This window comes from Pseudomonas sp. S35 (assembly GCF_009866765.1).
Taxonomy (GTDB): domain Bacteria; phylum Pseudomonadota; class Gammaproteobacteria; order Pseudomonadales; family Pseudomonadaceae; genus Aquipseudomonas.
In genome coordinates, this window is record NZ_CP019431.1 from 4,345,633 (window position 1) to 4,370,644 (window position 25,012).

The following is a 25,012-nucleotide window of genomic DNA, read 5'->3' on the forward strand; positions in this document are numbered from 1 at the left end:
GGCCCTTGCTGCCTCGTTTCCTTTTGACCGCATCACCTCTGCCCATTCCACCGAGTGGGCAGACGGATGTAATCACCGCCCTGGAGGCGACCATGGAACACGAAATAGTTGTTGAGGGGTTTGTCCTCCAGGTGGAGGTGACCCATTGCTTGAATGCTCCGCCCTGCCCTGGCAGCTGGAACAGCGACTGGGACGCCCAGGGCGAACGGGAGCTGGAATTCAGCCTGGTGTCGGGCATCTGCTACGACGAAGACGGCGTGCGGATGGATGTTCCGGACTACCAACTGCCGGTGCTGGCTCACCAGTACGGGCCGCAGATCACGCTGGCGCTGTGGGTCGAGATTGACGCCCGCAATCGCCGGCAACGGTGGGCAGCATGAGCCGCGCCTCCTACCTGTCCGCTCGGGCACGCAACGTTGCCCTGGACATGATCGATTCTCGGTTTGTCCTGTTGAACGCCGGCGACTCGTCGGCCACGTTGCACGCAGAAACGAGCATGGCCATTGAAATGGCCCACTCGCTGGGTGCGATCGATATGGATGAACACACCCACTACGTTGGCCGGCTGCACCGGATCTACACAATCCAGTCTGAGGCCTTTCTCGCCGATATTCGGAGGTCAGCACCGTGACCATCATCTGCCGAACAGTGAAAGAACTCAGAGACGCCCTGCAATCGCAGGGCTTTTTTCTGGTCGCCGATCTACCCCGACCGCTGCGCATCGAGATTCGCCGCGGCATGTTGATTGCGAGGTTTTCATGATCAGCGTATTCCTCTGCTCCCCCACCAACAGCACGATGTTCACGCGCTGCTGCCAGGTGGCGATTTGTGACGATCAGGCCAACTGCCCCCGCTGCGGAAAAGAGGTCTACCCCGGCGCCGATGCCACTCAGCACCAGCGCCACGTTTCGCGCTGGAACATGGCTTTCGGTCCTACGCGCCGCGCCCAGTCGCAACGGTCGCCATGACCGCCCGCCAGCGTGACCGGCGGCGCGCCATCCGCTGGACCTCGGCCATCGTTGGCCTGACCTTCCTCACCATCGTTCTCTTGGGCCCTGCCATCGGCGGCCTGATCACTCAATAGGTAAACCCCATGTCCACCAAAGAAGCCGGCGGCCCGGCGTTTCCTCTGCCTGCCGAACAGTGCATTCACACTGAAAGCCAAGGAATTATCGGAACAGAAGGTTATGGCCGTCATGCCGAATATGGCATGACCCTGCGCGATTACTTTGCGGCCAAGGCAATGGCAGCGCTCATCGCCAACTATCCGTCGCACAGCATGAAAATCCGCTCGCACGGAAAAGAGGCGTTTGTATCGGGCCAAGTGATCGACGCCTACATGATCGCCGACGCAATGTTGGCTGCTCGCTCCGCCTAAACCCTTCCCCCTTCACCCCCTCAATGCTGCGCACGTCGCGGCAAGGAAACTCTTGTGTCCGAATTAACCATCAAGCCCACGTTCAGCCTGGCGCCGCAAAACCTCGATGATGCGTTGAGGTTCGCCGACTTCCTCGCGGCATCCGACATTGTCCCGAAGGACTTTCAGAAAAAGCCCGCCAACATCCTGGTGGCCGTGCAGTGGGGCATGGAGCTGGGCCTGCAGCCCATGCAAGCCATGCAAAGCATCGCGGTCATCAACGGGCGCCCGTCGCTCTGGGGTGACGCGGTCATCGCCCTGGTCCGCAGCTCGCCGCTGTGTGAGTACGTGTACGAGACCGACGACGGCGAGACGGCTTCCTGCCGGGTGAAGCGTGTCGGCGAAGACGAACAGACCCGCACGTTCAGCATGACCGACGCCCAGCAGGCCGGCCTCAAGGGCAAGCAAGGCCCATGGGCGCAGTACCCGAAGCGTATGCGCCAGATGCGCGCCCGCTCTTTCGCCCTTCGAGACGTGTTCCCCGACGTGCTGCGCGGCATGCCGATGGCCGAGGAAGTCCAGGACATCCCAACCGAGCGCGAGCTCAACCAGTCACTGCCCCGCAAGGCCGAAGAGCCGAAGGTGCTGCCGGCTTACCCCGACAGCAAGCTCGACGAGAACGCGGAGAAGTGGCGCGGGATGATCGCTGCCGGCCGCACCAGCCCAGAGCACCTGCTAACCAACCTGGTCAGCAAGTACACCGTCACCCCTGAGCAGATCGAGCGCATCAACGCTCTGACGCCAATCGAAGGAGAAGTCACCAATGAAAGTGCATAACGTCCAGCAGGGCACGCCGGAATGGCTGGCCCTTCGCGCAAGTCACTTCACCGCTTCGGAGGCGCCCGCGATGATGGGCGCTTCGAAGTTCCAGACCCGCAACGATCTGCTGGCAATGAAAAAGACCGGCATTGTTCCGGACGTTACCCCGCAACAACAGGCCGCGTTCGACCGTGGCCATGCTACCGAGGAAATGGCGCGCCCCCTGGCCGAGGAAGACATCGGCGAAGAGCTGTACCCAATCGTCGGCACCAGCGGCAACCTGCTGGCCTCGATGGATGGCGCCACGATGCTGGGTGACGTCCTGTTCGAACACAAACTGTGGAACGAGAAGGTCGCCACGCAGATCCGCGCCGGCGAGCTGGACCCGCACTATTACTGGCAGCTTGAGCAGCAGCTGCTGGTCAGCGGTGCTGAACGCGTGCTGTTCGTCTGTTCAGATGGCACCCGCGACAAGTACGTGAGCATGGAATACAGCCCGGTACCGGGGCGCCGTGAAGAACTGATCGCCGGTTGGGCCCAGTTCGAACAGGACCTGGGCGAATTCGTCCCGCAGGAAACCAAGGTCGAAGCAATCGGCGCCGCCCCTGATCAGCTGCCCGCGCTGCGCATCGATGTTACGGGCATGGTCACTGCCAGCAACCTGGACGCCTTCAAGTCGCATGCCCTGACCGTTATCAGCAACATCAGCACCGAGCTGAAAACCGACCAGGACTTCGCCGACGCTGACGCCACGGTCAAGTGGTGTAGCGAGGTCGAGGACAAGCTCAAGGCCGCGAAAGAACACGCCCTGAGCCAAACCGAGAGCATCGACGTGCTGTTCAAGGCAATTGATGACATCACGGCCGAGACCCGGCGCAAGCGCCTGGAACTGGAAAAGCTGGTCAAGGCACGCAAGGAAATGATCCGCAGCGACATCGTCATGGATGCGGCCAAGGCTTTGCAGGACCACATCGACCAGATCAACGGAACGCTGGGTGGCCGCATTCGCATGCCGCGTGTGGCTTCCGACTTTGCAGGCGCCATCAAGGGCAAGAAGTCGGTATCCAGCCTCCAGGAAGCCGCCGACAGCGAACTGGCACGGGCGAAGATCGAAGCCAGCCGGATCGCCGACGGAATCCGAGTCAACCAAGCCACCCTCAACGAACTGGCAGCTGACTACAAGTTCCTGTTCCACGACTTCCAGGAACTGGCGCTCAAGGCCAATGATGACCTGGTGGCGCTGATAAAGGTCCGGATCAACGAGCACGAAGAGCAACAGGCCCAGATCAAGCGCCAGGAAGAGGAAAAGGCGCAGCAGCTCGCAGCCCAACAGCTACAGCGGGTCGTTGAGCCGGTTGTTGATCCCGTGATTGAGCAGCCCGCGAAAGCCACAGAACAGCCAGCGCAGGTTGCTGCCACGCCGATCAAGACGGCTGTAGCAGTTCAACAGCCCGTTGACGATGGCCGGCACTTCAAGCTGGGCGACCTTAGCGACCGCCTCGGCTTCGTCGTGTCGGCCAGCTTCATGAGTTCGCTGGGCTTCGAAGCTGCGGCCCGTGAGCGTGGTGCCACGCTGTACCGCGAATGCGACTTCCCGCGTATCTGTACCGCCCTGGTCAACCACATCCAGGCAGTACAGGCCCAACTGGCTGCAGCCTGATCATGGCGGCTCAATCCATCCTCGACATCTACGACAGTGTCGAGGAGTTCGCCGGAATCCTGGCCTCCGCTGAGCTGCACGCCAGCGGGGAATGGGAACTGGAATTCGTCGAGAACATCCGCGCCAGCTTCAAGCGTTACGGCGCCCATACCAATCTGAGCCCCGCTCAACAATCGAAGCTTGAGCGGATCGCCAAGCACTGAGGAATGCCCATGAAGACTGAACACCGCGACATCATCGAGCGCGCCAAGTTGGCGGGCGTTGAGCCGTCCTACCTGGCCCACGAACTGCTTGTGCATGACCTGGTCAACGCTGGGCTCTTCGAGCTGAAGAACCTGCACTCGCCCTACGGCAAGCTGAATGAAGGTCAGCAGCAGGAAGTCATTGACCGCATGACGAAGGCCGCAACCGAGGCCGCGTTCAACGCAATCGCCATCATCAGCTCGCGCAATGTCGAAACCATCGAAGTCGAAGTGGTAGACGCCAAGTTCAAGAAAAAGGCAATCACCATCACCGCCAGCATTGACGTCAACGCGCCGGATGCTACGGCCCTGGCCAAGGTTCCCGGGAAGATGTGCCTACTTGTGCTGGCGCCTACCGACTATGAAGAAGGCCTCGACTTCATTCAGCCGGACCGTGACCAAAAGGATTTGGCGCTGCACGTCAGTGATCTGACTGGCAACCTGTTCCCCGCTGGCGGTACCGGCGCCGATGAACTCGCGAGCTATGACGACACCGTTCCAGATGGTCAGGATCCGCTGTACAGCGATGCTGTGGTGTTCGTCATCGAGTCCCGCCGCCCGAGCATTTCGGCGATTCAGCGCAAATTGAAGATCGGATACAACCGTGCAGCGCGGATGCTTGAAGGCATGGAACAGACCGGCATTGTCTCTGCGATGAACTCCAACGGCGCACGCGAGGTGCTGCGCCCGGTCCTGACAACTCCAACCGGCGCTGACGAACCGGATGGCGAACACCCGCTGGGCACCGCCGAAGATCTGGCCGAGCGCACCGGCGGCGCTGGCGATACCGGCGCCGACCTGGGCAAAGAGTTCGGCGAATTCACCTACGACGATGCGGCCCAGCTGATCGTGCTCAAGTCCAACAACAAGGCGTTTAAGGCCCACTGGATCCAGAGCCGCCTGGCCATCGACAGCGACAAGGCCGCATCCCTACTGATTCGCTTGCTCGACAACGGCGTGATCGAGCTGGAAGGCGAAGGCGAAACCGCCATGGACCACAGCTACAAGGTAATCGCCACCCTGGCCGACGTGACCTAAACCCATTCCCGCAACACCACCAGGCGCCTACAGGCGCCTTTCTTGTGCCTGGAGAAAACCTATGTCCGAGTTGATTTGCTTCTTCGATACCGAAACCACTGGCCTGCCGCTGTTCAAATCGCCCAGCGATCACCCTGATCAGCCGCATATCGTCGACATCTGCGCGCTGCTGTACACCCCTGACGGTGTGCTGGTGGACTCGTTCGAAGCGATGGTGAAGCCCGATGGCTGGGTAATCCCGAACGAGGTGGCGGTGATACATGGCATCACCACCGAAATGGCCCTGGAACACGGCATTCCAGAGCGTGAAGCGGTTGCCGGCTTCATGAGCATCATGGCCCAAGCCGGTCTACGGGTTGCGCACAACGTCTCGTTCGATGACCGCATCTTGCGCATCGGCTTGAAGCGTTTCATGGACGAAGCCACCGCCGACGAATTCAAGGCCGGGGCGAAGTACTGCACCTGCCAGTCCTCGACCAATATCGTCAAATGCCCGCCGACTGAACGCATGATCGCCGCCGGCCGTGGGCGTCAGTTCAAACAGCCTTCGGTGGCCGAGGCCCTGTTGCACTTCACCGGTGAAGAACTGGTCGGTGGCCACCGCGCGCGGCCCGATACCGAAGCCTGCGCCCGCATCTACTTCGCCATGAACCCGCCTGCTCAGGTGGCGTAAAGGAAAGCGCCCCGGAAGGGGCGCTAGCTCAACGCTTAAAACCGTCCATCAGCTTGGACCTGGCGTATGCAGTCGCGCCCTGCTTCTGCATGTCCTCCCAGCTTTCAAACTCAGTGTTTGCGGCGAGGAACGCGTCGAACTTGTCGTCGGGCAAAGCAATGAACTCTTCTTTTGTAGTGACGCCAATGTCAGCGAGCAGCTCGTCAAAGCCCGCGTATTTGCTGTGACTCGACACAAAATCATCAGTGAGGATTTCTGCCAGAGAAACCTCGTGAGAGCCTTGAAGCTTTTCCATATTTTCTTGCAGACGTTTCAGGCCTGACAGGTCAGACGTTACTTTCATTTTCACTTCCTTCTGATGGTAGGCGAGGCGCCCAAGCCTCAACCCTAGCACCTAATTTCAATTCCACACCCACTCAAATCCAGGCGCCTTCGGGCGCCTTTCTCTTGCCCAAAGGAAACCGCCGCATGATGCTCAAGCGAATTTTCAAGCACTTCCATTTTTGCTGCGGCCTCGGCGGCGGCGCCAAAGGGTTCAACAAAGCCAAGCCCGTGGTGGGCAACATGCAGGCCGAGTGGCAGTGCATTGGCGGAATTGACGTTGACCCGGCCGGGTTGCGCGACTTCCAGCGCCTGTCGGGTGTGCCCGGTACCCTGATGGATCTGTTCACCCTACCGATGTACACCGCCTTCCACGGCAAGCCGCCACCACCTGGTTGGGTTGAGGCTGGCCCTGACGATGTACGCCGCGCCGCTGGCTACGAACGCCCCGACGCAGTCTTCATCAGCAGCCCATGCAAAGGCGCCTCTGGCCTGCTGTCCGAGACAATGAGCCTGACCCCGAAGTACCAGGCCCTCAACGAACTGACGCTGCGCTGCGTGTGGCTGATGTGCGAAGCCTGGAAGGATGACCCCGTATCGTTGATCGTTTTCGAGAACGTGCCGCGCCTGGCCACCCGTGGTCGGCACCTGCTGGACCAGATCAACAAGCTGCTGAACCACTACGGTTATGCAGTTGCAGAAACCACCCACGACTGTGGCGTCATCGGCGGTCTGGCCCAGAGCCGCAAGCGCTTCTTGCTGGTGGCCAGGCACATCGAGAAGGTACCGCCCTTCCTGTACGAGCCGGAAAAGAAAACCCTCAAGTCGGTCGGTTCGATCCTGGGCCGCATGCCCATGGCCGGCGACGTGGAAGCCGCGGGCCCTATGCACAGGGTACCGGCGCTGCAATGGAAAACATGGGTGCGGCTCGCCCTGGTCGAAGCCGGCAAGGACTGGCGCTGCCTGAATGACCTGGTGATCGAGGACGGCTACCTGCGCGACCTGGTCATTGTTCCGCAATTCCGGGACGGTTTCCTGGGCGTGCACGACTGGAACGAAACCGCCGGTACCGTCGCTGCGCGCAGCGGGCCAACCAACGGCAAGTTCTCGGTAGCTGACCCACGGGCCAGAACTGGCGCCTTGCAATACCAGCAGTACGGCGTCCGCCGCTGGGACGAAACCAGCGGCGCGGTGATCGGCGTCAAGTCGCCCGGACAAGGGACGTTCAGCGTTGCTGACCCTCGACCAGCGGGTGTTCGCCACAACAACGTGTACCGGGTGTGCAAGATGGATGGCCCGGCCGGGACGGTAACCGGTGGCCAGTCGCCAAGCGCCGGTGGCCAATGCATCGCTGATCCCCGCGACCCAGGTATTGGGCATGCCAAGTACAACGTGGCCCAATGGGATGGTGTATCACGCACGGTTATCTCAGGCAGCACCACGGGCCAGGGTGCTTTCGCTGTTCAGGATCCACGTCCAGGCATGAAGCGCGGCAAGGGCGATGCCTGGTTGACCGGTGGCCACTACGGCGTCACCAGCTGGAACGACCAGTGCGGTGCCGTTTCCGCCAGTGCTCGCCAGGACAACGGCCGGTGGTCTGTTGCAGATCCCCGCATGCCGGAAGCCAGCGAGCGCTTGACCTGCGTAATCGAAAGCCTCGACGGCACTTGGCACCGGCCATTCACCACCCTTGAGCTGGCCGCGCTGCAGAGCCTGGTTGAGCCAGAGGAATGGTTTGAGTTGGATGGCCTGAGCGACCAGGCCTGGCGCGAGCGAATCGGGAACGCTGTTCCACCGGCAGCCGCCGAAGCAATCGCCCACGTGATGGGCACCACCCTGTTGCTGGCAGAGGCCGGCGAAACCTTCATGCTCAACAGCATGCCGATCTGGGTTCAGCCCGTAGCGGTGGCGTTGAGCGTATCCCAGCAGGTAACGCCATGATCCATTACCACGGCACACCGATTGGCGGGAGCCGGCAGGATGCTGCTCGTTTTCTTGCCGGCCGGCATGCCCTGGTGCCATTTCCGCGACAGGACGACATGGGCATCGTTGCCGATGTCTGCCAGTCGTTCGTCTTCGACAACGGTGCATTTTCGGTCTGGAAGAAAGGCGGCAAGCTGGATGTTGATGGCTATACCGCCTGGGTCGAGCAATGGCACCGGCACCCGGGCTTCGACTGGGCCTTGATACCTGATGTCATTGATGGGGACGAAGCGGCAAACGATGCGCTGCTTTCGGCTTGGCCCAGGGAGTTGCGCGGCGTACCGGTCTGGCACCTGCATGAATCCATTGAGCGACTGGAGCGTCTCGCCAATGAATGGCCGACGGTTGCCTTTGGCAGTTCCGGCCAATGGGCAAGCCCCGGCACAGATGCCTGGTGGAAACGAATGGGCACCGCCATGGCCGCTGTATGCGATGACCGGGGCCGGCCGGTGTGCCGCCTGCACGGCCTGCGCATGCTCGACCCCTCGATATTCCAGCACCTGCCCTTCGCCTCTGCCGACTCCACGAATGCGGCAGTCAACGGCGGAAGCATCAGCCGCTTTGGAATGTACGCCCCGCCAACCGCCGGCCAGCGCGCCAACGTGATCGCCGACCGGATTGAAGCCAACAACAGCAGCGCCGTGTGGCTGCCACCTCAACTTGAACTGATCGTCTGAGGCATCCCCCATGAACTCACTTGCACAGCAGGCGCTTGACCGCGCCCGCCAGGCGCCCGCGCGCGCCTCCAAACTTCTCGCGCCAGTCCTAGCCAACGAGCCACTGCCCGAACTGGTCATCACCGGCCCCATCAACCGCGTCATGGAACTGGAGGGCAAGCAGTTCGCAGTTGGCTTCGTCCAGGCGCTGGGGCCATCCATCCGGCGCGAGCCCGTGCGGACCAAGGCCATTGCCGACCTGACCCGGTACGCCGCGCAGCAACCCGCCAGCGTGGCCAGCGGCGTAAAGATCGTTATCGACTTGTTGAAGGGGGCGTCATGAAAGAGCGTCCGATTCTATTCAAAGGCCCACTGGTGCGGGCGATCCTGGCCGGGCAGAAGACAGTCACGCGGCGGGTAGTAAAACCGCAGTTCCAGACGGCCCCGGTTGATGTAGTTGATGGCGTGCCAAGCTGGGACTCTCCGACCAACTACGCTGGCGAAGTCCAGATGAACACGCAGCACGGGGAACCGTGCCCCTACGGCAAGCCTGGCGACCGGCTTTGGGTGCGCGAGACCTGGGCCCGTGTCGGAAATTGCGATCCCGGCTATCTGACGTTCGCCGCAACCTATCCCGGATGCCTGACGCCGGAACTGGAAAACATCCCGGCCGCCAACGAAATCCGCTGGAAACCCAGCATCCATATGTTCCGCCGTGACAGCCGCATCCTGCTGGAGATCACCGACGTGCGCGTTGAGCGATTGCAGGACATCAGCCGCGCCGGTATCCGGGCAGAAGGCCTGCAATGTCCGCCAGAGCTGGCAAGCGATGACGTTTCACCGAATTACCGAGACTGGTACCCGGCGGCCTGGCGGGAGTTGTGGGAGTCCACTGGCGGCGACTGGGAAGCCAACCCGTGGGTCTGGGTGGTCGAGTTCAAGCGGGTTACGCCGCCATGATCCTTGACCCCTGCTGCGGCTCCCGGATGTTCTGGTTTGACAAGGACAGCCAGCACGCGCTGTTCGGAGACATCCGCGATGAGCAACACGTCCTCTGTGATGGTCGGGTTCTGAATGTTGAACCCAACGTAATCATGGACTTTCGGCAACTGCCCTTCCCCGACAACACGTTCAACATGGTGGTGTTTGATCCGCCACATCTTACCCGCGCCGGCCGTGACAGCTGGATGCGCCTGAAATACGGAATGCTCACCGCCGACTGGCAAGAAGATATTCGCCAGGGCTTCGCCGAGTGCTTCCGGGTTTTGAAGCCCGGCCAGTTCCTGGTGTTCAAGTGGAACGAAACCCAGGTGCGCGTCAGCCAAATACTGGCCCTCACCAATGAAATCCCGCTGTTCGGGCACAAGTCCGGCAAGCGGGAGAAAACCCACTGGATCATGTTCATGAAGCGGGGTGCGCCATGACCAGCACCGGCAAGCTGTCCTCCGGGGTGCATGAGTTCCTGGCCAAGTGCGACAAGTGCAACAGGCCCCGCAACAGCGGGAACCACGACAAATGCAGCAAGGCCCGGCAAGCGGAAAAGATGAGAGTTAAATGGGAGGATCCGTAACATATTCAGAACCAACCCGCCACTCAATCAAGTCGTATAACTGATTGAAACGCTTCTGCGACGAGTCCGCATGGATCGCGTGACAACAAATATAGGCAAGAACATCTGCAACATCCAGAAGTTGCGGATAATCCCCACCACCAATTATAGGCTCAACACTATTAAAAACGTCAGAACCACCAAAATCCCTTATGAACCCTGATGCTAAAAAATGTGCCTGACTACGAGTTTCCCCTATAAACTTTATGACTGTCGGATCGGGCGAGATAAAGATTTGGCAATCTGCTGGCGAAGGACCGTGACGAGGATCATTTCCGTTCATGAAACACCCAAGAGCCAGATGGCCGAGGATCCCCTTCGGATCAAGCCTTGCGGGCATGGCTATATCCGGCTCTCCTTTGATAGATTGGAAGACAATCTTATCTTCCGGAAACATGCCGTCTAATTTACTCATAAACGCATACGTGAAACGTACAAGTCCTTGATAGCGATTTATAACCGTTATGACATTAACAAGAATCGAGTTGATATCAGTTTCAGTCAAATGACTGAGGCCCTTCTTTTCTCGGAGTTGCCCACTCATGAGCTCCCTACAGTGTATTCCCACACCGACAGGAAACTTAAATCTCCTTTTAATATCCTCAACTTCACGAACAATCGACTTAAGCTTTGTGCGCTTAAAGATTAAAAAGGCATAGACCAGTGCACCGTTGAATTGGCTGTCATCGCCATAAGCGATGTACTTAGAGTCGTCGTTTGAACCAACCACCGCCACGTCGCTCACCATCGCAATATCCCTTCGAAATAGAACCTCACTCTAATCCCTTCCAGACTGATCAACCACCCGGCAACGGCGTGGCGAGGCATTCCCATGTCCAGAACAAACGCGGCACAGGCCGCAGCACCAGCGCCGCGCTTCATCCGGGCGTCGGCTGCACCCGCCTACCTCGGCATGTGCCGGGAAGAATTCAAGAACACCGTCCGCCCCCACGTCCGCGAATTCCCCATTGGAAAACAGGGCGTTGCCTTCGACCGTCTTGAGCTCGACCAGTGGGCAGACGCCTACATCGAGCGCATGGCAATTGAAAAGCAGACCGATCAGGACAACAATCCGCCCCGCAGTGGGCGCCAAGGAGCAAAACAATGGCGCGAAAAACAATGTCGGGCCTCTACCAGAGGAACGGGATTTGGCACATCGACAAAGTCGTCAGAGGTAGCCGACTTCAAGAAAGCACTGGAGCAAGCGAGAGGGAAGAAGCCGAGCAGTACTTGATTCATCGGCTGGAAAAGCTGCGGCAGGAAAAGATTTACGGCGTGCGCCAGGTGCGAACCTGGCGCGAGGCTGCCACCCGGTTCCTGGTCGAGTTCAAAGACCAGGCATCAATCGGCCTTTCCGCTTCCCACATCGAACAACTCGACCCATACATCGGCGATCTGCCGATAACGCACATCGATGATGGGAGCCTGGCTACGTTCATTCGTGACCGGCAGCGGCCGAGCAAGACCGACAAAGGAAAGGTCAAGCCAGGCGTATCGAACAGGACGGTCAATATCGCCCTACAGCGAGTGGTCAGGATCTTGAACCTGTGTCACCGCAAGTGGCGAGATGCTGAAAAGCGGCCGTGGCTGGAGAGCGTGCCGATGATATCGATGCTTGAGGAAAAGAAGTCGAGCCGCAAACCCTACCCGATGTCCTGGGAAGAGCAGGCCCTGTTATTCCCTGAGCTGCCCGACCACCTGTTGAGGATGGCCCTCTATAAGGTGAACACGGGTTGCCGGGAGCAGGAAGTGTGCAAGTTGCGGTGGGATTGGGAAATACGGGTGCCGGACCTGAACACCAGCGTGTTTCTGATACCTGCCGGATTCGGCGGGCGGAGTGAAAAAGCAGGGGTGAAGAACGGCGATGAACGCCTGGTGATCTTGAACAACGTGGCGATGTCCATCATCGATGGCCAGCGCGGTCTACACCAAGGCCTGGTGTTCCCGTATGGGCAACCAGATCAGTTCGGGCCAACGGCGATGCATCGAATGAACGACTCGGCCTGGAAGAAAGCCAGGGTGCGCGCAGCGGACAAATGGGAGAAGGCCCACCAATCGCCGGCACACCCCGGATTCAGGTCGATCAGGATTCACGACTTGAAGCACACCTTTGGCAGAAGGCTACGTGCGGCGAGCGTGACAGAGGAAGATCGGAAAGCGTTGTTGGGGCATAAGAACGGCAGCATTACGAGCCACTATTCTACCCCGGAGTTGCAGCACTTGATTGAGGCTGCGAACAAAGTGTCGGCTACTGACTCTCGCGGGCCAGCGCTGACCATCTTGAGGAGGAAATTGGGATGATCCCCCGCAAAAGTCCCTACGCGTAAAAAAGCCGAACTGGCTAGAGTTCGGCTAAGTCACTGAAAAATATGGTCGGGACGGAGTGATTCGAACACTCGACCCCTAGCACCCCATGCTAGTGCGCTACCGGACTGCGCTACGCCCCGACTAGGCGTGTTACTGGGTTCGCTTCGTAACGAAGCGATCAGGAATATACCGCAAGCTTTTGAAATGTGGAAGTATTTTAAAAGCCTGTATCACTTCTTCAAAACCACCAGTACATCTTCGAGTTCGGAGATCATCTGGCGGATCATTTGCTTGTATTGGGTGGTGTCGTCTTTGGCTTCATCACCGGACATACGCTGGCGTGCGCCGCTGATGGTGAACCCTTGGTCGTACAGCAGCGCGCGGATCTGTCGGATCATCAGCACATCCTGGCGCTGATAATACCGACGGTTCCCGGTGCGTTTGACGGGGTTGAGTTGAGGAAACTCCTGCTCCCAATAGCGCAGCACATGCGGTTTTACCGCACAGAGCTCGCTGACTTCACCGATGGTGAAGTAGCGTTTGCCTGGGATGACGGGTAGCTCGTCGTTATGACTTGGTTCCAGCATAAGCCTCAACTCGGGCCTTCAACTTCTGCCCTGGACGAAAGGTGACCACACGGCGAGCCGTGATCGGGATTTCTTCTCCCGTTTTTGGATTGCGGCCAGGCCGCTGGCGTTTGTCCCGCAGGTCAAAATTGCCGAAACCGGACAACTTGACCTGTTCGTTGTCTTCCAGAGCGTGTCTGATCTCTTCAAAGAACAGCTCGACCAATTCCTTGGCCTCGCGTTTGTTCAGACCCAACTCTTCGTACAGACGTTCCGCCATCTCAGCTTTCGTCAAAGCCCCCATACGTCACTTCCTTAACGTGGCGTTCAACCTTTGTTCGAGCGAGGTGAGGATATTTTGTGTCGTGGTATTCACCTCATCGTCATTAAGAGTGCGCGATGGATGCTGCCAGGTCAAGCCAACTGCAAGGCTTTTTCTATGCGGATCAATGCCTTTACCTTGATAGACGTCAAATAGCCTGAGGTCCGTCAGCCATTCCCCTGCATTTTCACGGATTACATCCAGAACAGCAGTGGCGGCGACTTCACGGTCGGCGATCAGGGCCAGGTCGCGGCGCACTTCGGGGAAGCGCGACAGCTCGCTGAATTTAGGCATTTTGCCCGAAGCCACTTCAGCCAGGAGCAGCTCGAAAACGAAGACCGGACGGTCGAGACCGAGGGTTTTCGACAGTTCCGGGTGGATAGCGCCAACGAAGCCCACCAGTCGACCTTCACGTTCAATGCGTGCGGTTTGGCCCGGATGCAACGCTGGATGGCTGCCCGGAACGAAGGTGAACGCATCCAATGCACCGGCAAAACCCAGCACTGCTTCAACGTCAGCCTTGACGTCGAAGAAGTCCACGGCGTCGCGGCCTTGCGCCCAGCCTTCGGGCAGACGGCTGCCGCAGACCACGCCAGCCAACATTGGCTCTTGCTTCAGGCCGTCCAGTTGACCGACGAAACGCAGGCCACTCTCGAACATCCGCACGCGGTCTTGCTGGCGGTTCAGGTTGTGGGTCAGCGCCTTGACCAAGCCAGGCCACAGCGACGAGCGCATGGCGGCCATGTCGTTGGAGATCGGGTTGGCCAGCAGCAGCGGCTCGACGCCGGGGTTGAACAGTTCGAACTGCTTAGGATCGATGAAGCTGTAGGTCACCGCTTCCTGGTAACCACGAGCTACCAGCAGGCGACGCAGCTCAGGCAGGTGCGCACGCGCCTCGGCCTTGGGTTGCGGCGCCAGGCGCGCTTGCGGATAACGAACCGGCAGGCGGTTGTAACCGTACAGGCGGGCCAGCTCTTCGATCAGGTCTACTTCGAGGCTGATATCGAAACGATGGCTTGGCACTTCAACGTGCCACTGCCCTGCCCCACCAGCGCAGATGCCGAGGCCGAGAGCTGACAACAATTGCTCGATTTCAGCAGGTTCAATCACCAGGCCAAGCATTTGCTCAACACTTTTGGCGCGCAGGGTGATCGGCGCCACGGACGGCAGGTACTGTTCGCTGACGGTTTCGGTAATTGGGCCGGCTTCGCCACCGGTGATTTCCAGCAGCAGGCCGGTGGCGCGCTCCATAGCTTCACGGGCCAGCTTCCAGTCCACGCCACGCTCGTAACGGTGCGACGCGTCGGTGTGCAGACCGTACGAACGGGCCTTGCCAGCGATAGCGATTTGGTCGAAGAACGCGCTTTCAAGGAAGATATCGCGAGTGGTTGCGGACACACCGCTGTGCTCGCCACCCATCACGCCGGCAATCGCCAGGGCACGGGAATGGTCGGCGATCACCAGGGTGTCGGCGCGCAAGGCCACTTCCTGGCCGTCGAGCAATACCAGCTTCTCGCCTTCTTCAGCCATGCGCACGCGGATGCCACCGTTGATTTCGGCGAGATCGAACGCGTGCAGCGGCTGGCCCAGCTCCAGCATTACGTAGTTGGTGATATCGACGGCAGCGTCGATGCTACGCACGTCAGCACGGCGCAGACGCTCAACCATCCACAGCGGGGTTGGTTTGGACAGGTCGACGTTACGGATCACACGGCCCAGGTAACGTGGACAGGCATTGGGCGCCAGTACTTCGATCGGACGCACTTCGTCGTGCACCGCGGGCACGACGGCAACCGCCGGGCGGGTGACTGGGGCGTTATAGAGCGCGCCCACTTCGCGGGCCAGGCCGGCCAGGGACAGGCAGTCGCCACGGTTCGGGGTCAGGTCGACCTCGATGCTAGCGTCTTCCAGTTCTAGGTAGATACGAATGTCCTGACCCACTGGCGCGTCGGCCGGCAGTTCCATCAAGCCATCATTGCCCTCGCCAACTTGCAGCTCGGCTTGGGAGCACAGCATGCCGTTGGATTCAACGCCACGCAGCTTGGCCTTCTTGATCTTGAAGTCACCCGGCAGTTCGGCACCGATCATGGCGAACGGGATCTTCAGGCCCGGGCGCACGTTGGGCGCTCCGCACACGACCTGGAAAGTCTCGTCGCCATTACTGACCTGGCACACGCGCAATTTGTCGGCGTCCGGGTGCTGCTCAGTGCTGAGCACCTCACCCACGACCACACCACTGAAAACACCGGCGGCCGGCGTAACGCTATCGACCTCAAGACCGGCCATCGACAGACGAGCAACCAGCTCGTCGCGATCTACCTGCGGGCTTACCCAGCCGCGCAGCCATTGTTCACTGAATTTCATCCTGCTCTCCTAAAGATTCGTTACGACTAGCGAAATTGCGCGAGGAACCGCAAGTCGTTGTCGAAGAACAGACGCAAGTCGTTCACGCCGTAACGCAGCATGGCCAGACGCTCAACGCCCATGCCGAAGGCAAAGCCCGAGAACTCTTCCGGGTCGATCCCGGACATGCGCAGCACGTTAGGGTGAACCATGCCGCAGCCCATCACTTCCAACCAACCGGTCTGCTTGCAGACGCGGCAGCCTTTACCGCTGCACATCACGCATTCCATGTCGACTTCAGCGGAAGGCTCGGTAAACGGGAAGAACGATGGACGGAAACGCACCGCCAGCTCCTTCTCGAAGAACACCCGCAGGAACTCTTCGATGGTGCCCTTGAGGTCGGCGAAGTTGATGTCGCGATCAACCAGCAGGCCTTCTACCTGGTGGAACATCGGCGAGTGGGTGATATCGGAGTCGCTACGGTACACACGGCCTGGGCAGACGATGCGGATCGGCGGCTTGTTCGCTTCCATGGTGCGGACCTGTACCGGCGAGGTATGGGTGCGCAGCAGCATGTTTGCGTTGAAATAGAAGGTGTCGTGCATCGACCGGGCCGGGTGGTGGCCTGGGATGTTGAGCGCCTCGAAGTTGTGATAATCGTCTTCGACCTCAGGGCCTTCGGCAATGCCGTAGCCAATGTGGGTGAAGAACTGTTCGATACGTTCCAGAGTCCGAGTGATCGGGTGCAGACCGCCCGAGGCCTGGCCGCGACCAGGCAAGGTGACGTCAATGGACTCGGCGGCGAGTTTGGCCGCAAGATCGGCCTCCTCCATCGTCGCCTTGCGCGCATTGAGTACCTCTGTGACACGCTCCTTGGCAACGTTGATCAGCGCACCGACTTGCGGACGCTCTTCAGCCGGCAAATTCCCCAGGGTCTTCATCACCTGAGTCAACTCACCTTTCTTGCCAAGGTAGTGAACCCGGATTTGCTCCAGGGCATTGATATCTTCAGCGCTTTGCACAGCCTCAAGAGCTTGAGCGACGAGCGCGTCCAGGTTTTCCATGTACAGACTCCAGATACAAAATAGGGGAAGAGCTTGAAGGCTCTTCCCCTATTTATGACGTTTACCACCTCAGGCCACAGGAGTAGCCCGGGGTGACTGTCGGGGGTACTTAAGCCAAGGTGGCTTTAGCTTTCTCGACAATCGCAGCAAACACCGCTTTATCGTTCACGGCCAGTTCAGCCAGAACCTTACGGTCGATTTCGATGGAAGCTTTTTTCAGGCCAGCAATGAAACGGCTGTAGGACAGACCGTTAACACGAGCACCAGCGTTGATACGAGCGATCCACAGAGCGCGGAACTGACGTTTTTTCTGACGACGGTCACGGTAGGCGTATTGGCCTGCCTTGATTACCGCTTGCTTGGCAACACGGAATACGCGTGAACGCGCGCCGTAGTAGCCTTTAGCGAGTTTCAGAATTTTTTTGTGACGTTTACGGGCAATGACGCCACGCTTTACACGAGCCATGAGTTACTTCCTCTATTCTTGATCCAAAATTAACGAAGGCGCAGCATGCGCTCGACTTTTGCCACGTCAGACGGATGCAGCAAGCTGCTACCGCGCAGTTGACGCTTACGCTTGGTCGACATTTTGGTCAGGATGTGGCTCTTGAAAGCGTGCTTGTGCTTGATACCGTTAGCAGTTTTCAGAAACCGCTTAGCAGCACCACTTTTAGTCTTCATCTTTGGCATGTTCGGATACTCCGCATTCAGTTGATAAACATAATCAGAAGGCCTGCCGTGCCCTGTTGATTACTTCTTCTTTTTCGGGGCGATGACCATGATCAGCTGGCGTCCTTCCATCTTAGGATGCTGTTCGACCGAACCGTACTCGAGCAGGTCAGCTTCAACCCGCTTGAGGAGTTCCATCCCCAGCTCCTGGTGGGCCATCTCACGGCCGCGGAATCGCAAGGATACCTTGGCCCTGTCCCCATCACTCAGGAAACGTACCAGGTTGCGCAGTTTTACCTGGTAATCCCCTTCCTCCGTCCCTGGACGAAACTTGATTTCTTTTACTTGAATCTGCTTTTGGTTCTTCTTCGCCGCGGCAACCTGCTTCTTCTTTTCGAAGATCGACTTGCCGTAGTCCATCACCCGGCAAACGGGTGGGATTGCATCGGCGGAGATTTCCACCAGGTCCAGTTTGGACTCTTCTGCAATACGAAGCGCTTCATCAATCGAGACGATGCCAATCTGCTCGCCGTCAGCGCCAATTAACCGAACCTCGCGTGCCGAGATATTCTCGTTGATCGGGGCTTTCGGTGCAGCTCGTTTATCTTGTCTCATTTCACGCTTAATAATAATTACTCCGAATCTGGGCGACCACGCCGGGAAACCGCTTGCGCGAGGAACTCAGCGAACTGGGCGACGGGCATCGAGCCCAGGTCAGCACCTTCACGAGTACGCACAGCGACAGTCTGCATCTCGACTTCCCGATCTCCGATAACCAAAAGATAGGGAACCTTGAGCAAAGTATGCTCGCGGATTTTAAAGCCGATCTTTTCATTTCTCAAGTCGGACTTGGCACGAAATCCGCTTTCGTTGAGAGTTTTTTCAACTTCAGCGGCAAAATCTGCCTGTTTATCAGTGATATTCATGATCACTGCCTGGGTCGGCGCCAGCCACGCAGGGAATGCACCCTCGTAGTGCTCGATCAGGATCCCGACGAACCGTTCGAACGAGCCGAGGATCGCCCGGTGCAGCATAACCGGGTGTTTACGGCTGTTGTCTTCGGAGACGTATTCGGCTCCCAGACGGATCGGCAGGTTAAAATCGAGCTGCAAGGTACCACATTGCCAGACACGGCCAAGGCAATCTTTCAGCGAGAACTCGATCTTAGGACCGTAGAACGCGCCCTCGCCCGGCTGCAAATCGTACGCAAGGCCCGCACTGTCTAGCGCTGCGGCCAGAGCAGCTTCGGCGCGATCCCACAACTCGTCGGAGCCAACGCGTTTTTCCGGACGAGTGGACAGCTTCATTTCGACTTCGGTGAAGCCGAAATCGCGATAAACGTCCATGGTCAGCTTGATGAACGCGGCGGATTCAGCCTGCATCTGCTCTTCGGTGCAGAAGATGTGGGCGTCGTCCTGAGTAAAGCCACGTACACGCATGATGCCGTGCAGAGCGCCCGACGGCTCGTTACGGTGGCAAGCACCGAACTCGGCCAGACGCATCGGCAGCTCGCGGTAGCTCTTCAGGCCTTGGTTGAACACCTGCACGTGGCACGGGCAGTTCATTGGCTTGATGGCGTAGTCGCGATTTTCCGACTGGGTGGTGAACATGTTGTCGGCGTAGTTGGCCCAGTGCCCGGATTTCTCCCACAGGCTACGGTCAACGACCTGCGGAGTCTTGATCTCCAGGTAGCCGTTATCGCGCTGAACCTTGCGCATGTACTGCTCGAGCACCTGGTACAGGGTCCAGCCGTTCGGGTGCCAGAACACCATGCCCGGCGCTTCTTCCTGGAGATGGAACAGGTTCAGGCGCTTGCCGATCTTGCGATGGTCGCGTTTTTCGGCTTCTTCGATGCGCTGGATGTAGGCCGCCAGCTGCTTCTTGTCAGCCCAGGCGGTGCCGTAGATCCGTTGCAACTGTTCGTTCTTGGCATCGCCGCGCCAGTAGGCACCGGACAGCTTGGTCAACTTGAACGACTTGAGGAATCGTGTGTTCGGCACGTGCGGGCCACGGCACATGTCGACGTATTCTTCGTGGTAGTACAGGCCCATGGCCTGCTCGTCCGGCATGTCTTCCACCAGACGCAGCTTGTAGTCTTCGCCACGGGCGGTGAACACGTCGATCACTTCGGCGCGCGGGGTGACCTTTTTGATGACGTCGTAGTCTTTCTCGATCAGCGCGTGCATGCGCTGCTCGATGGCTGCCATGTCGTCCGGAGTGAAAGGACGCTCGTAGGCGATATCGTAATAGAAGCCTTCTTCGATAACCGGACCGATCACCATCTTTGCGGTTGGGTACAGCTGCTTGACCGCGTGGCCAATCAAGTGAGCGCAAGAGTGACGAATGATCTCCAGCCCCTCTTGATCCTTGGGCGTGATGATTTGCAGGCTGGCGTCGGAGGTGATCAGGTCACTGGCGTCGACTAGCTTGCCGTCGACTTTACCGGCGACGGTGGCCTTGGCCAGGCCGGCACCAATGGATGCGGCGACCTCGGCTACGGAAACCGCATGATCGAATGAACGTTGACTGCCATCGGGAAGAGTAATAGTTGGCATGGCGCCTCCTCTCCTAGTGGTGACCCCTACCAAAGGTCACGTGGGTTGGGATGAGCCAGTACAAGATCCAACACCAGGCCGTTCAGTGATGAACGCCTGCCTTACAGCGGCAGGAGCCTTTCGGCCAACCGATAATCGAACCAGAGTGACTGGAGTGAGCTAAAAAGAACGTGGCAAGACGGCAAATGGCGCGCCTGTAAAAGCCAGGCCGACGATGCTAGCACAGATGAACGGTCATCGCGCCGACGCCCTCTTATGTAAAGACAAATTCCCGGCTTTATAGCTGCAAAAATGAACTTGGACTGTACCCAAGCCCTCAAACCCCCTGAGAATCGCCGTTCGTCCTCGAATTAAAGGAGCACTTCATGATGCGTTTTACCTCTACCCTCGCGCTCGCCGCCTCCCTGACCCTCCTTTCCCTCGGCGCGCAGGCCGCAGCCCCATCGAACTGGCCAGCCGGCGCTCGTGACAGCTTCGTCAACGATTGCAGCGCTGCCGCCAGCCAGAACGTGGACGCCAAAACCGCCAAAGCCCACTGCGAATGTGGCGCGGACAAGATCAATGCCGAGTTGACCACCGCTGAGATCAAAGAACTCATGACCAACCCGAATGCCAGCGCACCACTCAAAAACAAGGCAGTCGCGGCAATTTCGTCCTGCAAAGTGGTGAAGAAAAAATAAGATCGGCCTTCGATCTGACGGTCTTTTTGTTGAAAAAACCGCCTGAAAACTGCCATTTCTCACAAATCTCATCGCTTTTATGGCTTTTTTTACCAGCTGATATTTCGCGCAAAAGCCCCGTATTTCGGGGCTTTCAGCCGAGTAAAGCACTAAACGCAACGCTATTGATTAGCAAACAATGCCTTGGGGGGGCTCCCAAGCCGAACATTTCGACTATGATAGCCCGGTGTGCCCAGTTGGCCTGAGCAGCACAGCACTACTGAAAATATATGTTTCTTGGAGATACACCATGTCTAATCGCCAAACCGGCACCGTTAAATGGTTCAACGATGAAAAAGGCTTCGGCTTCATCACTCCTCAAGGTGGCGGTGACGACCTGTTCGTACACTTCAAAGCTATCGAAAGCGACGGTTTCAAAAGCCTGAAAGAAGGCCAAACCGTTTCCTTCGTGGCTGAGAAAGGCCAAAAGGGTATGCAAGCTGCACAGGTTCGCGGCGAGTAATTCTCCGCTGAGCTAAAAAAACCCCGTCCATGCGACGGGGTTTTTTATGGGTGCCGTAAAAGCCTGCAGAGGCTTAGCCGCAATTGACCCGAGTGATCACCAAGTTGTCGTCGGTGTTCAGGTTGAGGCGATCGGAACGGTATTCCAGGGTGATCATATCGCTGGGCTTGAGGATCCGCGCGTTCTGCGCGCCGGCACGGGTGCGGGCCTGTTCCAGCAACTGGGGCGAGGCTTTCTGGCCGATCGTGAATTCGGCGGCCTTTGACTCACAGCGACTATGCCCGGCATCGGCCACGGCGGTGTCTTTGGCTGGCTCAGAGGCACCTGGGGTGCTGCAACCCGCCAACGCGAGCGCGGCCAACAAAGTACCCAATGATGCGAGCTTCCAAGGCATGAAGCCTCCTATTGATAAAAAATGAACAGAGAGCGTACGACAGCGTTCCGGCAAGATTGGTTTCAAGACGTAAACCGCCGACGGACAAGTCTGCCTGACTCTCAGCAGGCATTCGCGCGATCAATCGTGACCAGATATGAACGCAATCAGTAGATATCGATGTAATCGAACAGTGGCTTGGGCCAGTTCTGCTTCAATGCATTAAAAATCTGCATCACCCAGACCTCATCGCTCGCCGCCACGTTACCTACATAACCGGAGCCCTTGGCCCAGGTTTCAAGGCGAAACAGCAGGCCGTCTATATCACTGCCGCCCACTACACCCGACGAGATGTAAGCGATTCCGGCCTTCGTCACACGCAACTGGGTGTGCTCATCATCACTGGCACTGGCGAGCATTTGGCGCACGGCGTCCAGGCTCAGGCTGTCAGGTTCATTCAAATCGATCTGCACGCGGTTGTTCCCCGGCAATAAAACAGGGGCACAGTGTGTCACAGCGCTTGGCTCATGCCTAAGTAGCAGTGCCAAATGCCGTGCAAAATGCTTAACTGCGCCCGCTGGAACCGCGTTCCAGCGCATTGCCCAGGACCTTCAGCCCCGTGAGATATCCATGACCACCGTAACGCTCCAAGCCGACATCAAAGCCAAGTGGCCCCAAGGACAGAGCTCCTACAGCCCCGGAAGCCCAGAGGAACTGGCAATCATCGGCATCGACCTGCTGGTCAAGGAACTGGGGACCCAGGCGGCGCAAGCGTTCATCGGCCAGGTATTCGAGAAATACCCGGCCGACCACAGAGGGGCACACGACCCCGACCGCGAGTAAGAACCGGCCAACGAATGTCGGCCGCTGCAGCGGTCACTTCAGGCGCGCAAGGCGCTCGGTCAGCAGGTCGAAAAAGCCCTGGGCGTCGCCGTTCTCAACCCAGAATGCATTCTTCGGCTGCTTCAGGCCGTCGTACCAGTCGACAATGGTCTGACCGAATGTCGGGCCTTCACGGCTGTCTACCACCACGTTGACCTCACGCCCGCTGAACAACGAAGGCTTGAGCAGGTAGGCAACGACGGTGGCGTCGTGCACCGGGCCGCCGGGAATACCGTAGTGCTCCATATCGCCCTTGACGTACTCGTTGAGAATGTCGCCGACCACCTTGCTCGCGTTGTTCTTGATATCGGCGATTTTCTTCAGGCGCGCGTCGCTGGTCAGCACTTTGTGTGTTACGTCCAACGGCAAGTAGGTCAGTTTCACGCCACTCTTGAGCACGACCTCAGCCGCGATCGGGTCGGCGAACAGGTTGAACTCGGCAACCGGTGTGATATTACCGCCGTTAAAGTGCGCACCGCCCATCACCACCACTTCCTTGATGCCCTGAGTGATTTGCGGGTCCTGAGTCAATGCCAGCGCCAGGTTGGTCTGTGGGCCGAGCATGGCAATTGTGATGCTGTGAGGCTTGGCAGCACGAAGGGTCTTGATCAGGTAATCAACGGCATTACCCTCGGCCAAGCCCTTTTTGGGTTCGTGCACGGCAACCCCGGAAATACCTTCCTTGCCGTGGATATTCTCGGCATAGATCGGCTTGCGCAGCAACGGCGCTGGTGCACCCGCGTACACCGGGATGTCCTCGCGCCCTGCCCACTCGCGAGCCAGCCGCGCATTGCGGGAGGTTTTGTCCAGGCGCACGTTGCCGGCAACCGTCGTCAGCGCACGGATGCTCAACTCCTCAGGGGACGCCATGGCAAAGAGCAAGGCCACTACGTCATCGGCACCGGGGTCAGTGTCGATGATCAGGTCGATTTTCTCCGCCGCCTGGGCGCTTGCTGCAGTGAGTGCGGACAAAAGCAGGACACTCCGGAACAGGTTTTTCAGGGTTGGGATTCCACGGTGCATAAAACACTCCTTGTCGTTGGGGGAACGCTAAAACGTCACGCCGGACACCAGCGCAATATTGCAGTACGGCTGGCACTCGCCCGTGCGCACGACGGCGCGCGCGGTGCGGCTGAGTTGCTTGAACCCTTCATGGCTGAGCAGGCGCCGCTCACCTAGGGCGGCCTGTTCAGCAAGGGCATTCAACTCAGTCAGCGCAGGAGGCTGCTTGAGTAGGATTTCTTCAGCCAGCACGTGGCTTTCCACCTGCATTTCGCTGAGCACAGTGCGCAGGGTGCTGATGAAGTCGGGGATGCCCTGGGTCAGCGCCAGGTCGATCAGCTCAACGCCTGGCGGCACCGGCAGGCCGGCATCGCCGATGACCAGGACGTCGCCATGGCCCAGGGATGCGATGACGCGCGACAGAGCAATATTGAGCAACGGGGTCTTTTTCATTCGGGCACAAAACCTTGAACGTCATGCAGCGTGGGAATGGAGGGTTGCGCGCCGGCGCGAGTGACCGACAGCGCTGCGGCCACTTGGCCAAAACGGATGGCCTCGGCCTCACCTTTGCCGCTGGCCAATGCAGCAGCAAAGCCGCCAACGAAGGTGTCGCCCGCGGCCGTGGTGTCCACCGCCTTGACCTTGGGTGCAGCGAGATGCTCAAAGCGCCGGCCGTCAGCAAACAGCGCGCCTTGAGCACCGAGCGTGATGATGACTTTGCCGGCCCCGGCGTTGATCAGTTGCGTCGCAGCCGCCTTGGCACTGTCGAGAGAGTCAACCGTCACACCGCTCAGCGCGGTGGCTTCGCTCTCATTGGGAATCAGGTAATCGACGCAGGCATACCATTCTTTCGGCAAGGGACCGCTGGCCGGGGCCGGGTTGAGGATCACAGTCTTGCCCAATGCACGGCCACGCTGGAGGGCGTAGCCCACGGTCGCCATTGGCACTTCCAGCTGGCAGATGATCACATCGCCAGCTTGCAGCACTGCATCAGCGGCCTGCAGTGATGCAGGCGTCAGCTCACCGTTGCTGCCCGCAACGATCACAATGGCGTTCTGGCTGCTGTCGTCCACCACGATCAACGCCACCCCGCTGGAACCGTCCACGGCGTTGACGGCCTGGCAATCGATACCTTCCACCAGCAACGCATCACGCAGCTCAGCGCCGTAGGCGTCCTTGCCCACACAGCCAATCATCGCCACATCCGCGCCCAGCCTTGCCACTGCCACGGCCTGGTTGGCACCCTTGCCTCCAGGAACGGTGGAGAACGTTTGACCGATCAGGGTTTCACCGGCGCGGGGCAGCCGACTGGCACGAGTGACCAGGTCCATGTTCAGGCTGCCTACTACCACTACTTTTGCTGGCATACATCAGTACTCATCAAGTCGG

General features: G+C 58.9%; 35 protein-coding genes and 1 tRNA gene. 19 read left to right on the forward strand and 17 right to left on the reverse strand.

What is annotated here, in order from left to right:
* The first annotated feature begins 92 nt into the window (after positions 1 to 92).
* Genes PspS35_RS19235 through PspS35_RS30555 form a run of 3 tightly spaced genes read left to right on the forward strand, consistent with a single transcriptional unit; the run spans position 93 to position 762 of the window.
* Entirely contained in the window at positions 93 to 380 is a 288-nt protein-coding gene (locus PspS35_RS19235; RefSeq protein WP_159936363.1) for a hypothetical protein, read from the forward strand.
* Positions 377 to 631: a hypothetical protein gene (locus tag PspS35_RS19240; RefSeq protein ID WP_238785896.1), complete on the forward strand. Its 255-nt coding sequence runs from the start codon at positions 377 to 379 to the stop codon at positions 629 to 631. The genes PspS35_RS19235 and PspS35_RS19240 overlap by 4 nt, the downstream gene beginning before the upstream one ends.
* Positions 628 to 762 (forward strand): hypothetical protein, encoded by a 135-nt coding sequence (locus PspS35_RS30555; protein WP_275113825.1) that lies wholly within the window; start codon positions 628 to 630, stop codon positions 760 to 762. The genes PspS35_RS19240 and PspS35_RS30555 overlap by 4 nt, the downstream gene beginning before the upstream one ends.
* Positions 763 to 889: 127 nt before the next feature.
* On the opposite strand, the gene PspS35_RS19245 is transcribed toward PspS35_RS30555, so the two are convergent.
* Positions 890 to 1,081 carry a hypothetical protein gene (locus tag PspS35_RS19245; RefSeq protein WP_159936364.1) on the reverse strand — a complete coding sequence of 64 codons (192 nt, stop codon included), beginning with the start codon at positions 1,079 to 1,081 and terminating at the stop codon, positions 890 to 892.
* Between the two features lie 12 nt (positions 1,082 to 1,093).
* Between PspS35_RS19245 and PspS35_RS19250 the strand changes: the two genes are divergently transcribed.
* The 6 genes from PspS35_RS19250 (at position 1,094) to PspS35_RS19275 (ending at position 5,789) form a co-directional block, all read left to right on the forward strand.
* The gene (locus PspS35_RS19250; protein WP_159936365.1) at positions 1,094 to 1,378 is read left to right on the forward strand and encodes a hypothetical protein; all 285 of its coding nucleotides are present in this window, start codon (positions 1,094 to 1,096) and stop codon (positions 1,376 to 1,378) included.
* A gap of 54 nt (positions 1,379 to 1,432) precedes the next feature.
* The gene (locus PspS35_RS19255) at positions 1,433 to 2,194 is read left to right on the forward strand and encodes a recombinase RecT (protein WP_159936366.1); all 762 of its coding nucleotides are present in this window, start codon (positions 1,433 to 1,435) and stop codon (positions 2,192 to 2,194) included.
* A complete protein-coding gene (locus tag PspS35_RS19260; protein WP_159936367.1) occupies positions 2,181 to 3,836 on the forward strand; it encodes a YqaJ viral recombinase family protein in 1,656 nt (551 codons plus the stop codon). Before PspS35_RS19255 ends, PspS35_RS19260 begins: the two co-directional genes overlap by 14 nt.
* Before the next feature lie 2 nt (positions 3,837 to 3,838).
* Complete coding sequence (locus PspS35_RS19265; protein ID WP_017847647.1) at positions 3,839 to 4,039, forward strand: hypothetical protein; 201 nt, start codon at positions 3,839 to 3,841, stop codon at positions 4,037 to 4,039.
* Between the two features lie 9 nt (positions 4,040 to 4,048).
* Entirely contained in the window at positions 4,049 to 5,116 is a 1,068-nt protein-coding gene (locus PspS35_RS30560; protein WP_159936368.1) for a DNA translocase FtsK, read from the forward strand.
* Positions 5,117 to 5,177: 61 nt separating this feature from the next.
* Positions 5,178 to 5,789 (forward strand): 3'-5' exonuclease, encoded by a 612-nt coding sequence (locus PspS35_RS19275; RefSeq protein WP_159936369.1) that lies wholly within the window; start codon positions 5,178 to 5,180, stop codon positions 5,787 to 5,789.
* 28 nt (positions 5,790 to 5,817) lie between these two features.
* Here PspS35_RS19275 and PspS35_RS19280 read toward each other — a convergent pair whose 3' ends face one another.
* Positions 5,818 to 6,132: a hypothetical protein gene (locus tag PspS35_RS19280; protein ID WP_159936370.1), complete on the reverse strand. Its 315-nt coding sequence runs from the start codon at positions 6,130 to 6,132 to the stop codon at positions 5,818 to 5,820.
* Positions 6,133 to 6,260: 128 nt separating this feature from the next.
* Between PspS35_RS19280 and PspS35_RS19285 the strand changes: the two genes are divergently transcribed.
* Genes PspS35_RS19285 through PspS35_RS19305 form a run of 5 tightly spaced genes read left to right on the forward strand, consistent with a single transcriptional unit; the run spans position 6,261 to position 10,173 of the window.
* Positions 6,261 to 8,051 (forward strand): DNA cytosine methyltransferase, encoded by a 1,791-nt coding sequence (locus PspS35_RS19285; RefSeq protein ID WP_174244880.1) that lies wholly within the window; start codon positions 6,261 to 6,263, stop codon positions 8,049 to 8,051.
* Positions 8,048 to 8,770, forward strand: coding sequence for a hypothetical protein (locus PspS35_RS19290; RefSeq protein WP_159936372.1), 723 nt, complete (start codon positions 8,048 to 8,050; stop codon positions 8,768 to 8,770). The genes PspS35_RS19285 and PspS35_RS19290 overlap by 4 nt, the downstream gene beginning before the upstream one ends.
* 10 nt (positions 8,771 to 8,780) lie before the next feature.
* On the forward strand, positions 8,781 to 9,092 hold the full coding sequence (locus PspS35_RS30390; protein WP_238785897.1) for a hypothetical protein: 312 nt from the start codon (positions 8,781 to 8,783) through the stop codon (positions 9,090 to 9,092).
* The gene (locus tag PspS35_RS19300) at positions 9,089 to 9,709 is read left to right on the forward strand and encodes a hypothetical protein (protein WP_159936373.1); all 621 of its coding nucleotides are present in this window, start codon (positions 9,089 to 9,091) and stop codon (positions 9,707 to 9,709) included. Before PspS35_RS30390 ends, PspS35_RS19300 begins: the two co-directional genes overlap by 4 nt.
* Positions 9,706 to 10,173, forward strand: coding sequence for a class I SAM-dependent methyltransferase (locus PspS35_RS19305; protein WP_159936374.1), 468 nt, complete (start codon positions 9,706 to 9,708; stop codon positions 10,171 to 10,173). Before PspS35_RS19300 ends, PspS35_RS19305 begins: the two co-directional genes overlap by 4 nt.
* 126 nt (positions 10,174 to 10,299) lie before the next feature.
* Here PspS35_RS19305 and PspS35_RS19310 read toward each other — a convergent pair whose 3' ends face one another.
* Positions 10,300 to 11,106, reverse strand: coding sequence for a hypothetical protein (locus tag PspS35_RS19310; protein WP_159936375.1), 807 nt, complete (start codon positions 11,104 to 11,106; stop codon positions 10,300 to 10,302).
* Positions 11,107 to 11,190: 84 nt separating this feature from the next.
* On the opposite strand from PspS35_RS19310, the gene PspS35_RS30395 reads away from it, so the two are divergent.
* Positions 11,191 to 11,592 (forward strand): hypothetical protein, encoded by a 402-nt coding sequence (locus tag PspS35_RS30395; RefSeq protein WP_238785898.1) that lies wholly within the window; start codon positions 11,191 to 11,193, stop codon positions 11,590 to 11,592.
* A complete protein-coding gene (locus PspS35_RS19315; protein ID WP_238786076.1) occupies positions 11,478 to 12,659 on the forward strand; it encodes a tyrosine-type recombinase/integrase in 1,182 nt (393 codons plus the stop codon). Before PspS35_RS30395 ends, PspS35_RS19315 begins: the two co-directional genes overlap by 115 nt.
* A gap of 69 nt (positions 12,660 to 12,728) precedes the next feature.
* Here PspS35_RS19315 and PspS35_RS19320 read toward each other — a convergent pair.
* The 9 genes from PspS35_RS19320 to thrS all read right to left on the reverse strand — a co-directional run bounded on the left by PspS35_RS19320 (position 12,729) and on the right by thrS (position 20,184).
* Positions 12,729 to 12,805, reverse strand: a tRNA-Pro gene (locus PspS35_RS19320).
* 90 nt (positions 12,806 to 12,895) lie between these two features.
* Positions 12,896 to 13,252, reverse strand: coding sequence for a MerR family transcriptional regulator (locus PspS35_RS19325; protein ID WP_003219935.1), 357 nt, complete (start codon positions 13,250 to 13,252; stop codon positions 12,896 to 12,898).
* On the reverse strand, positions 13,233 to 13,535 hold the full coding sequence (gene ihfA / locus PspS35_RS19330) for an integration host factor subunit alpha (protein WP_002553164.1): 303 nt from the start codon (positions 13,533 to 13,535) through the stop codon (positions 13,233 to 13,235). The genes PspS35_RS19325 and ihfA overlap by 20 nt, the downstream gene beginning before the upstream one ends.
* A 3-nt stretch (positions 13,536 to 13,538) precedes the next feature.
* A complete protein-coding gene (gene pheT, locus PspS35_RS19335) occupies positions 13,539 to 15,917 on the reverse strand; it encodes a phenylalanine--tRNA ligase subunit beta (RefSeq protein WP_159936377.1) in 2,379 nt (792 codons plus the stop codon).
* Positions 15,918 to 15,943: 26 nt separating this feature from the next.
* Entirely contained in the window at positions 15,944 to 16,960 is a 1,017-nt protein-coding gene (gene pheS / locus PspS35_RS19340; protein ID WP_017737822.1) for a phenylalanine--tRNA ligase subunit alpha, read from the reverse strand.
* 109 nt (positions 16,961 to 17,069) lie between these two features.
* Positions 17,070 to 17,426, reverse strand: a complete 357-nt coding sequence (rplT, locus tag PspS35_RS19345; RefSeq protein WP_053257052.1) for a 50S ribosomal protein L20 — start codon at positions 17,424 to 17,426, stop codon at positions 17,070 to 17,072.
* 29 nt (positions 17,427 to 17,455) lie between these two features.
* Complete coding sequence (gene rpmI / locus PspS35_RS19350; protein WP_002553160.1) at positions 17,456 to 17,650, reverse strand: 50S ribosomal protein L35; 195 nt, start codon at positions 17,648 to 17,650, stop codon at positions 17,456 to 17,458.
* Between the two features lie 60 nt (positions 17,651 to 17,710).
* Positions 17,711 to 18,262 carry a translation initiation factor IF-3 gene (gene infC / locus PspS35_RS19355; RefSeq protein WP_015884933.1) on the reverse strand — a complete coding sequence of 184 codons (552 nt, stop codon included), beginning with the start codon at positions 18,260 to 18,262 and terminating at the stop codon, positions 17,711 to 17,713.
* The gene (gene thrS, locus PspS35_RS19360) at positions 18,262 to 20,184 is read right to left on the reverse strand and encodes a threonine--tRNA ligase (RefSeq protein ID WP_159936378.1); all 1,923 of its coding nucleotides are present in this window, start codon (positions 20,182 to 20,184) and stop codon (positions 18,262 to 18,264) included. Before thrS ends, infC begins: the two co-directional genes overlap by 1 nt.
* 365 nt (positions 20,185 to 20,549) lie before the next feature.
* On the opposite strand from thrS, the gene PspS35_RS19365 reads away from it, so the two are divergent.
* Both PspS35_RS19365 and PspS35_RS19370 read left to right on the forward strand, forming a co-directional pair.
* Positions 20,550 to 20,864, forward strand: a complete 315-nt coding sequence (locus PspS35_RS19365; RefSeq protein ID WP_159936379.1) for a hypothetical protein — start codon at positions 20,550 to 20,552, stop codon at positions 20,862 to 20,864.
* Positions 20,865 to 21,153: 289 nt separating this feature from the next.
* A complete protein-coding gene (locus PspS35_RS19370) occupies positions 21,154 to 21,366 on the forward strand; it encodes a cold-shock protein (protein WP_003234260.1) in 213 nt (70 codons plus the stop codon).
* A gap of 73 nt (positions 21,367 to 21,439) precedes the next feature.
* Here PspS35_RS19370 and PspS35_RS19375 read toward each other — a convergent pair whose 3' ends face one another.
* The gene (locus tag PspS35_RS19375) at positions 21,440 to 21,760 is read right to left on the reverse strand and encodes an I78 family peptidase inhibitor (protein ID WP_159936380.1); all 321 of its coding nucleotides are present in this window, start codon (positions 21,758 to 21,760) and stop codon (positions 21,440 to 21,442) included.
* A 146-nt stretch (positions 21,761 to 21,906) separates the two neighbouring features.
* Positions 21,907 to 22,212 (reverse strand): hypothetical protein, encoded by a 306-nt coding sequence (locus tag PspS35_RS19380; protein WP_159936381.1) that lies wholly within the window; start codon positions 22,210 to 22,212, stop codon positions 21,907 to 21,909.
* A 157-nt stretch (positions 22,213 to 22,369) separates the two neighbouring features.
* Here PspS35_RS19380 and PspS35_RS19385 point away from each other — a divergent pair, with 157 nt between their 5' ends.
* Positions 22,370 to 22,582 carry a hypothetical protein gene (locus PspS35_RS19385; protein WP_159936382.1) on the forward strand — a complete coding sequence of 71 codons (213 nt, stop codon included), beginning with the start codon at positions 22,370 to 22,372 and terminating at the stop codon, positions 22,580 to 22,582.
* Between the two features lie 33 nt (positions 22,583 to 22,615).
* Here PspS35_RS19385 and PspS35_RS19390 read toward each other — a convergent pair whose 3' ends face one another.
* Genes PspS35_RS19390 through rbsK form a run of 3 tightly spaced genes read right to left on the reverse strand, consistent with a single transcriptional unit; the run spans position 22,616 to position 24,990 of the window.
* Positions 22,616 to 23,644 carry a nucleoside hydrolase gene (locus tag PspS35_RS19390; protein ID WP_159936383.1) on the reverse strand — a complete coding sequence of 343 codons (1,029 nt, stop codon included), beginning with the start codon at positions 23,642 to 23,644 and terminating at the stop codon, positions 22,616 to 22,618.
* Positions 23,645 to 23,671: 27 nt separating this feature from the next.
* The gene (gene rbsD, locus PspS35_RS19395; protein WP_159936384.1) at positions 23,672 to 24,076 is read right to left on the reverse strand and encodes a D-ribose pyranase; all 405 of its coding nucleotides are present in this window, start codon (positions 24,074 to 24,076) and stop codon (positions 23,672 to 23,674) included.
* Entirely contained in the window at positions 24,073 to 24,990 is a 918-nt protein-coding gene (rbsK, locus tag PspS35_RS19400) for a ribokinase (protein ID WP_159936385.1), read from the reverse strand. Before rbsK ends, rbsD begins: the two co-directional genes overlap by 4 nt.
* Positions 24,991 to 25,012 lie beyond the last annotated feature (22 nt).

Bases quoted from the DNA above. Each gene is read 5' to 3' on its own strand.
- PspS35_RS19235 (WP_159936363.1), top strand. From the start codon at position 93: ATGGAACACGAAATAGTTGTTGAGGGGTTTGTCCTCCAGGTGGAGGTG.
- PspS35_RS19240 (WP_238785896.1), top strand. From the start codon at position 377: ATGAGCCGCGCCTCCTACCTGTCCGCTCGGGCACGCAACGTTGCCCTG.
- PspS35_RS19250 (WP_159936365.1), top strand. From the start codon at position 1,094: ATGTCCACCAAAGAAGCCGGCGGCCCGGCGTTTCCTCTGCCTGCCGAA.
- PspS35_RS19260 (WP_159936367.1), top strand. From the start codon at position 2,181: ATGAAAGTGCATAACGTCCAGCAGGGCACGCCGGAATGGCTGGCCCTT.
- PspS35_RS19265 (WP_017847647.1), top strand. From the start codon at position 3,839: ATGGCGGCTCAATCCATCCTCGACATCTACGACAGTGTCGAGGAGTTC.
- PspS35_RS30560 (WP_159936368.1), top strand. From the start codon at position 4,049: ATGAAGACTGAACACCGCGACATCATCGAGCGCGCCAAGTTGGCGGGC.
- PspS35_RS19275 (WP_159936369.1), top strand. From the start codon at position 5,178: ATGTCCGAGTTGATTTGCTTCTTCGATACCGAAACCACTGGCCTGCCG.
- PspS35_RS19280 (WP_159936370.1), bottom strand. From the start codon at position 6,132: ATGAAAGTAACGTCTGACCTGTCAGGCCTGAAACGTCTGCAAGAAAAT.
- PspS35_RS19285 (WP_174244880.1), top strand. From the start codon at position 6,261: ATGCTCAAGCGAATTTTCAAGCACTTCCATTTTTGCTGCGGCCTCGGC.
- PspS35_RS19290 (WP_159936372.1), top strand. From the start codon at position 8,048: ATGATCCATTACCACGGCACACCGATTGGCGGGAGCCGGCAGGATGCT.
- PspS35_RS30390 (WP_238785897.1), top strand. From the start codon at position 8,781: ATGAACTCACTTGCACAGCAGGCGCTTGACCGCGCCCGCCAGGCGCCC.
- PspS35_RS19300 (WP_159936373.1), top strand. From the start codon at position 9,089: ATGAAAGAGCGTCCGATTCTATTCAAAGGCCCACTGGTGCGGGCGATC.
- PspS35_RS19305 (WP_159936374.1), top strand. From the start codon at position 9,706: ATGATCCTTGACCCCTGCTGCGGCTCCCGGATGTTCTGGTTTGACAAG.
- PspS35_RS19310 (WP_159936375.1), bottom strand. From the start codon at position 11,106: ATGGTGAGCGACGTGGCGGTGGTTGGTTCAAACGACGACTCTAAGTAC.
- PspS35_RS30395 (WP_238785898.1), top strand. From the start codon at position 11,191: ATGTCCAGAACAAACGCGGCACAGGCCGCAGCACCAGCGCCGCGCTTC.
- PspS35_RS19315 (WP_238786076.1), top strand. From the start codon at position 11,478: ATGTCGGGCCTCTACCAGAGGAACGGGATTTGGCACATCGACAAAGTC.
- PspS35_RS19325 (WP_003219935.1), bottom strand. From the start codon at position 13,252: ATGCTGGAACCAAGTCATAACGACGAGCTACCCGTCATCCCAGGCAAA.
- ihfA (WP_002553164.1), bottom strand. From the start codon at position 13,535: ATGGGGGCTTTGACGAAAGCTGAGATGGCGGAACGTCTGTACGAAGAG.
- pheT (WP_159936377.1), bottom strand. From the start codon at position 15,917: ATGAAATTCAGTGAACAATGGCTGCGCGGCTGGGTAAGCCCGCAGGTA.
- pheS (WP_017737822.1), bottom strand. From the start codon at position 16,960: ATGGAAAACCTGGACGCGCTCGTCGCTCAAGCTCTTGAGGCTGTGCAA.
- rplT (WP_053257052.1), bottom strand. From the start codon at position 17,426: ATGGCTCGTGTAAAGCGTGGCGTCATTGCCCGTAAACGTCACAAAAAA.
- rpmI (WP_002553160.1), bottom strand. From the start codon at position 17,650: ATGCCAAAGATGAAGACTAAAAGTGGTGCTGCTAAGCGGTTTCTGAAA.
- thrS (WP_159936378.1), bottom strand. From the start codon at position 20,184: ATGCCAACTATTACTCTTCCCGATGGCAGTCAACGTTCATTCGATCAT.
- PspS35_RS19365 (WP_159936379.1), top strand. From the start codon at position 20,550: ATGATGCGTTTTACCTCTACCCTCGCGCTCGCCGCCTCCCTGACCCTC.
- PspS35_RS19370 (WP_003234260.1), top strand. From the start codon at position 21,154: ATGTCTAATCGCCAAACCGGCACCGTTAAATGGTTCAACGATGAAAAA.
- PspS35_RS19375 (WP_159936380.1), bottom strand. From the start codon at position 21,760: ATGCCTTGGAAGCTCGCATCATTGGGTACTTTGTTGGCCGCGCTCGCG.
- PspS35_RS19385 (WP_159936382.1), top strand. From the start codon at position 22,370: ATGACCACCGTAACGCTCCAAGCCGACATCAAAGCCAAGTGGCCCCAA.
- PspS35_RS19390 (WP_159936383.1), bottom strand. From the start codon at position 23,644: ATGCACCGTGGAATCCCAACCCTGAAAAACCTGTTCCGGAGTGTCCTG.
- rbsD (WP_159936384.1), bottom strand. From the start codon at position 24,076: ATGAAAAAGACCCCGTTGCTCAATATTGCTCTGTCGCGCGTCATCGCA.
- rbsK (WP_159936385.1), bottom strand. From the start codon at position 24,990: ATGCCAGCAAAAGTAGTGGTAGTAGGCAGCCTGAACATGGACCTGGTC.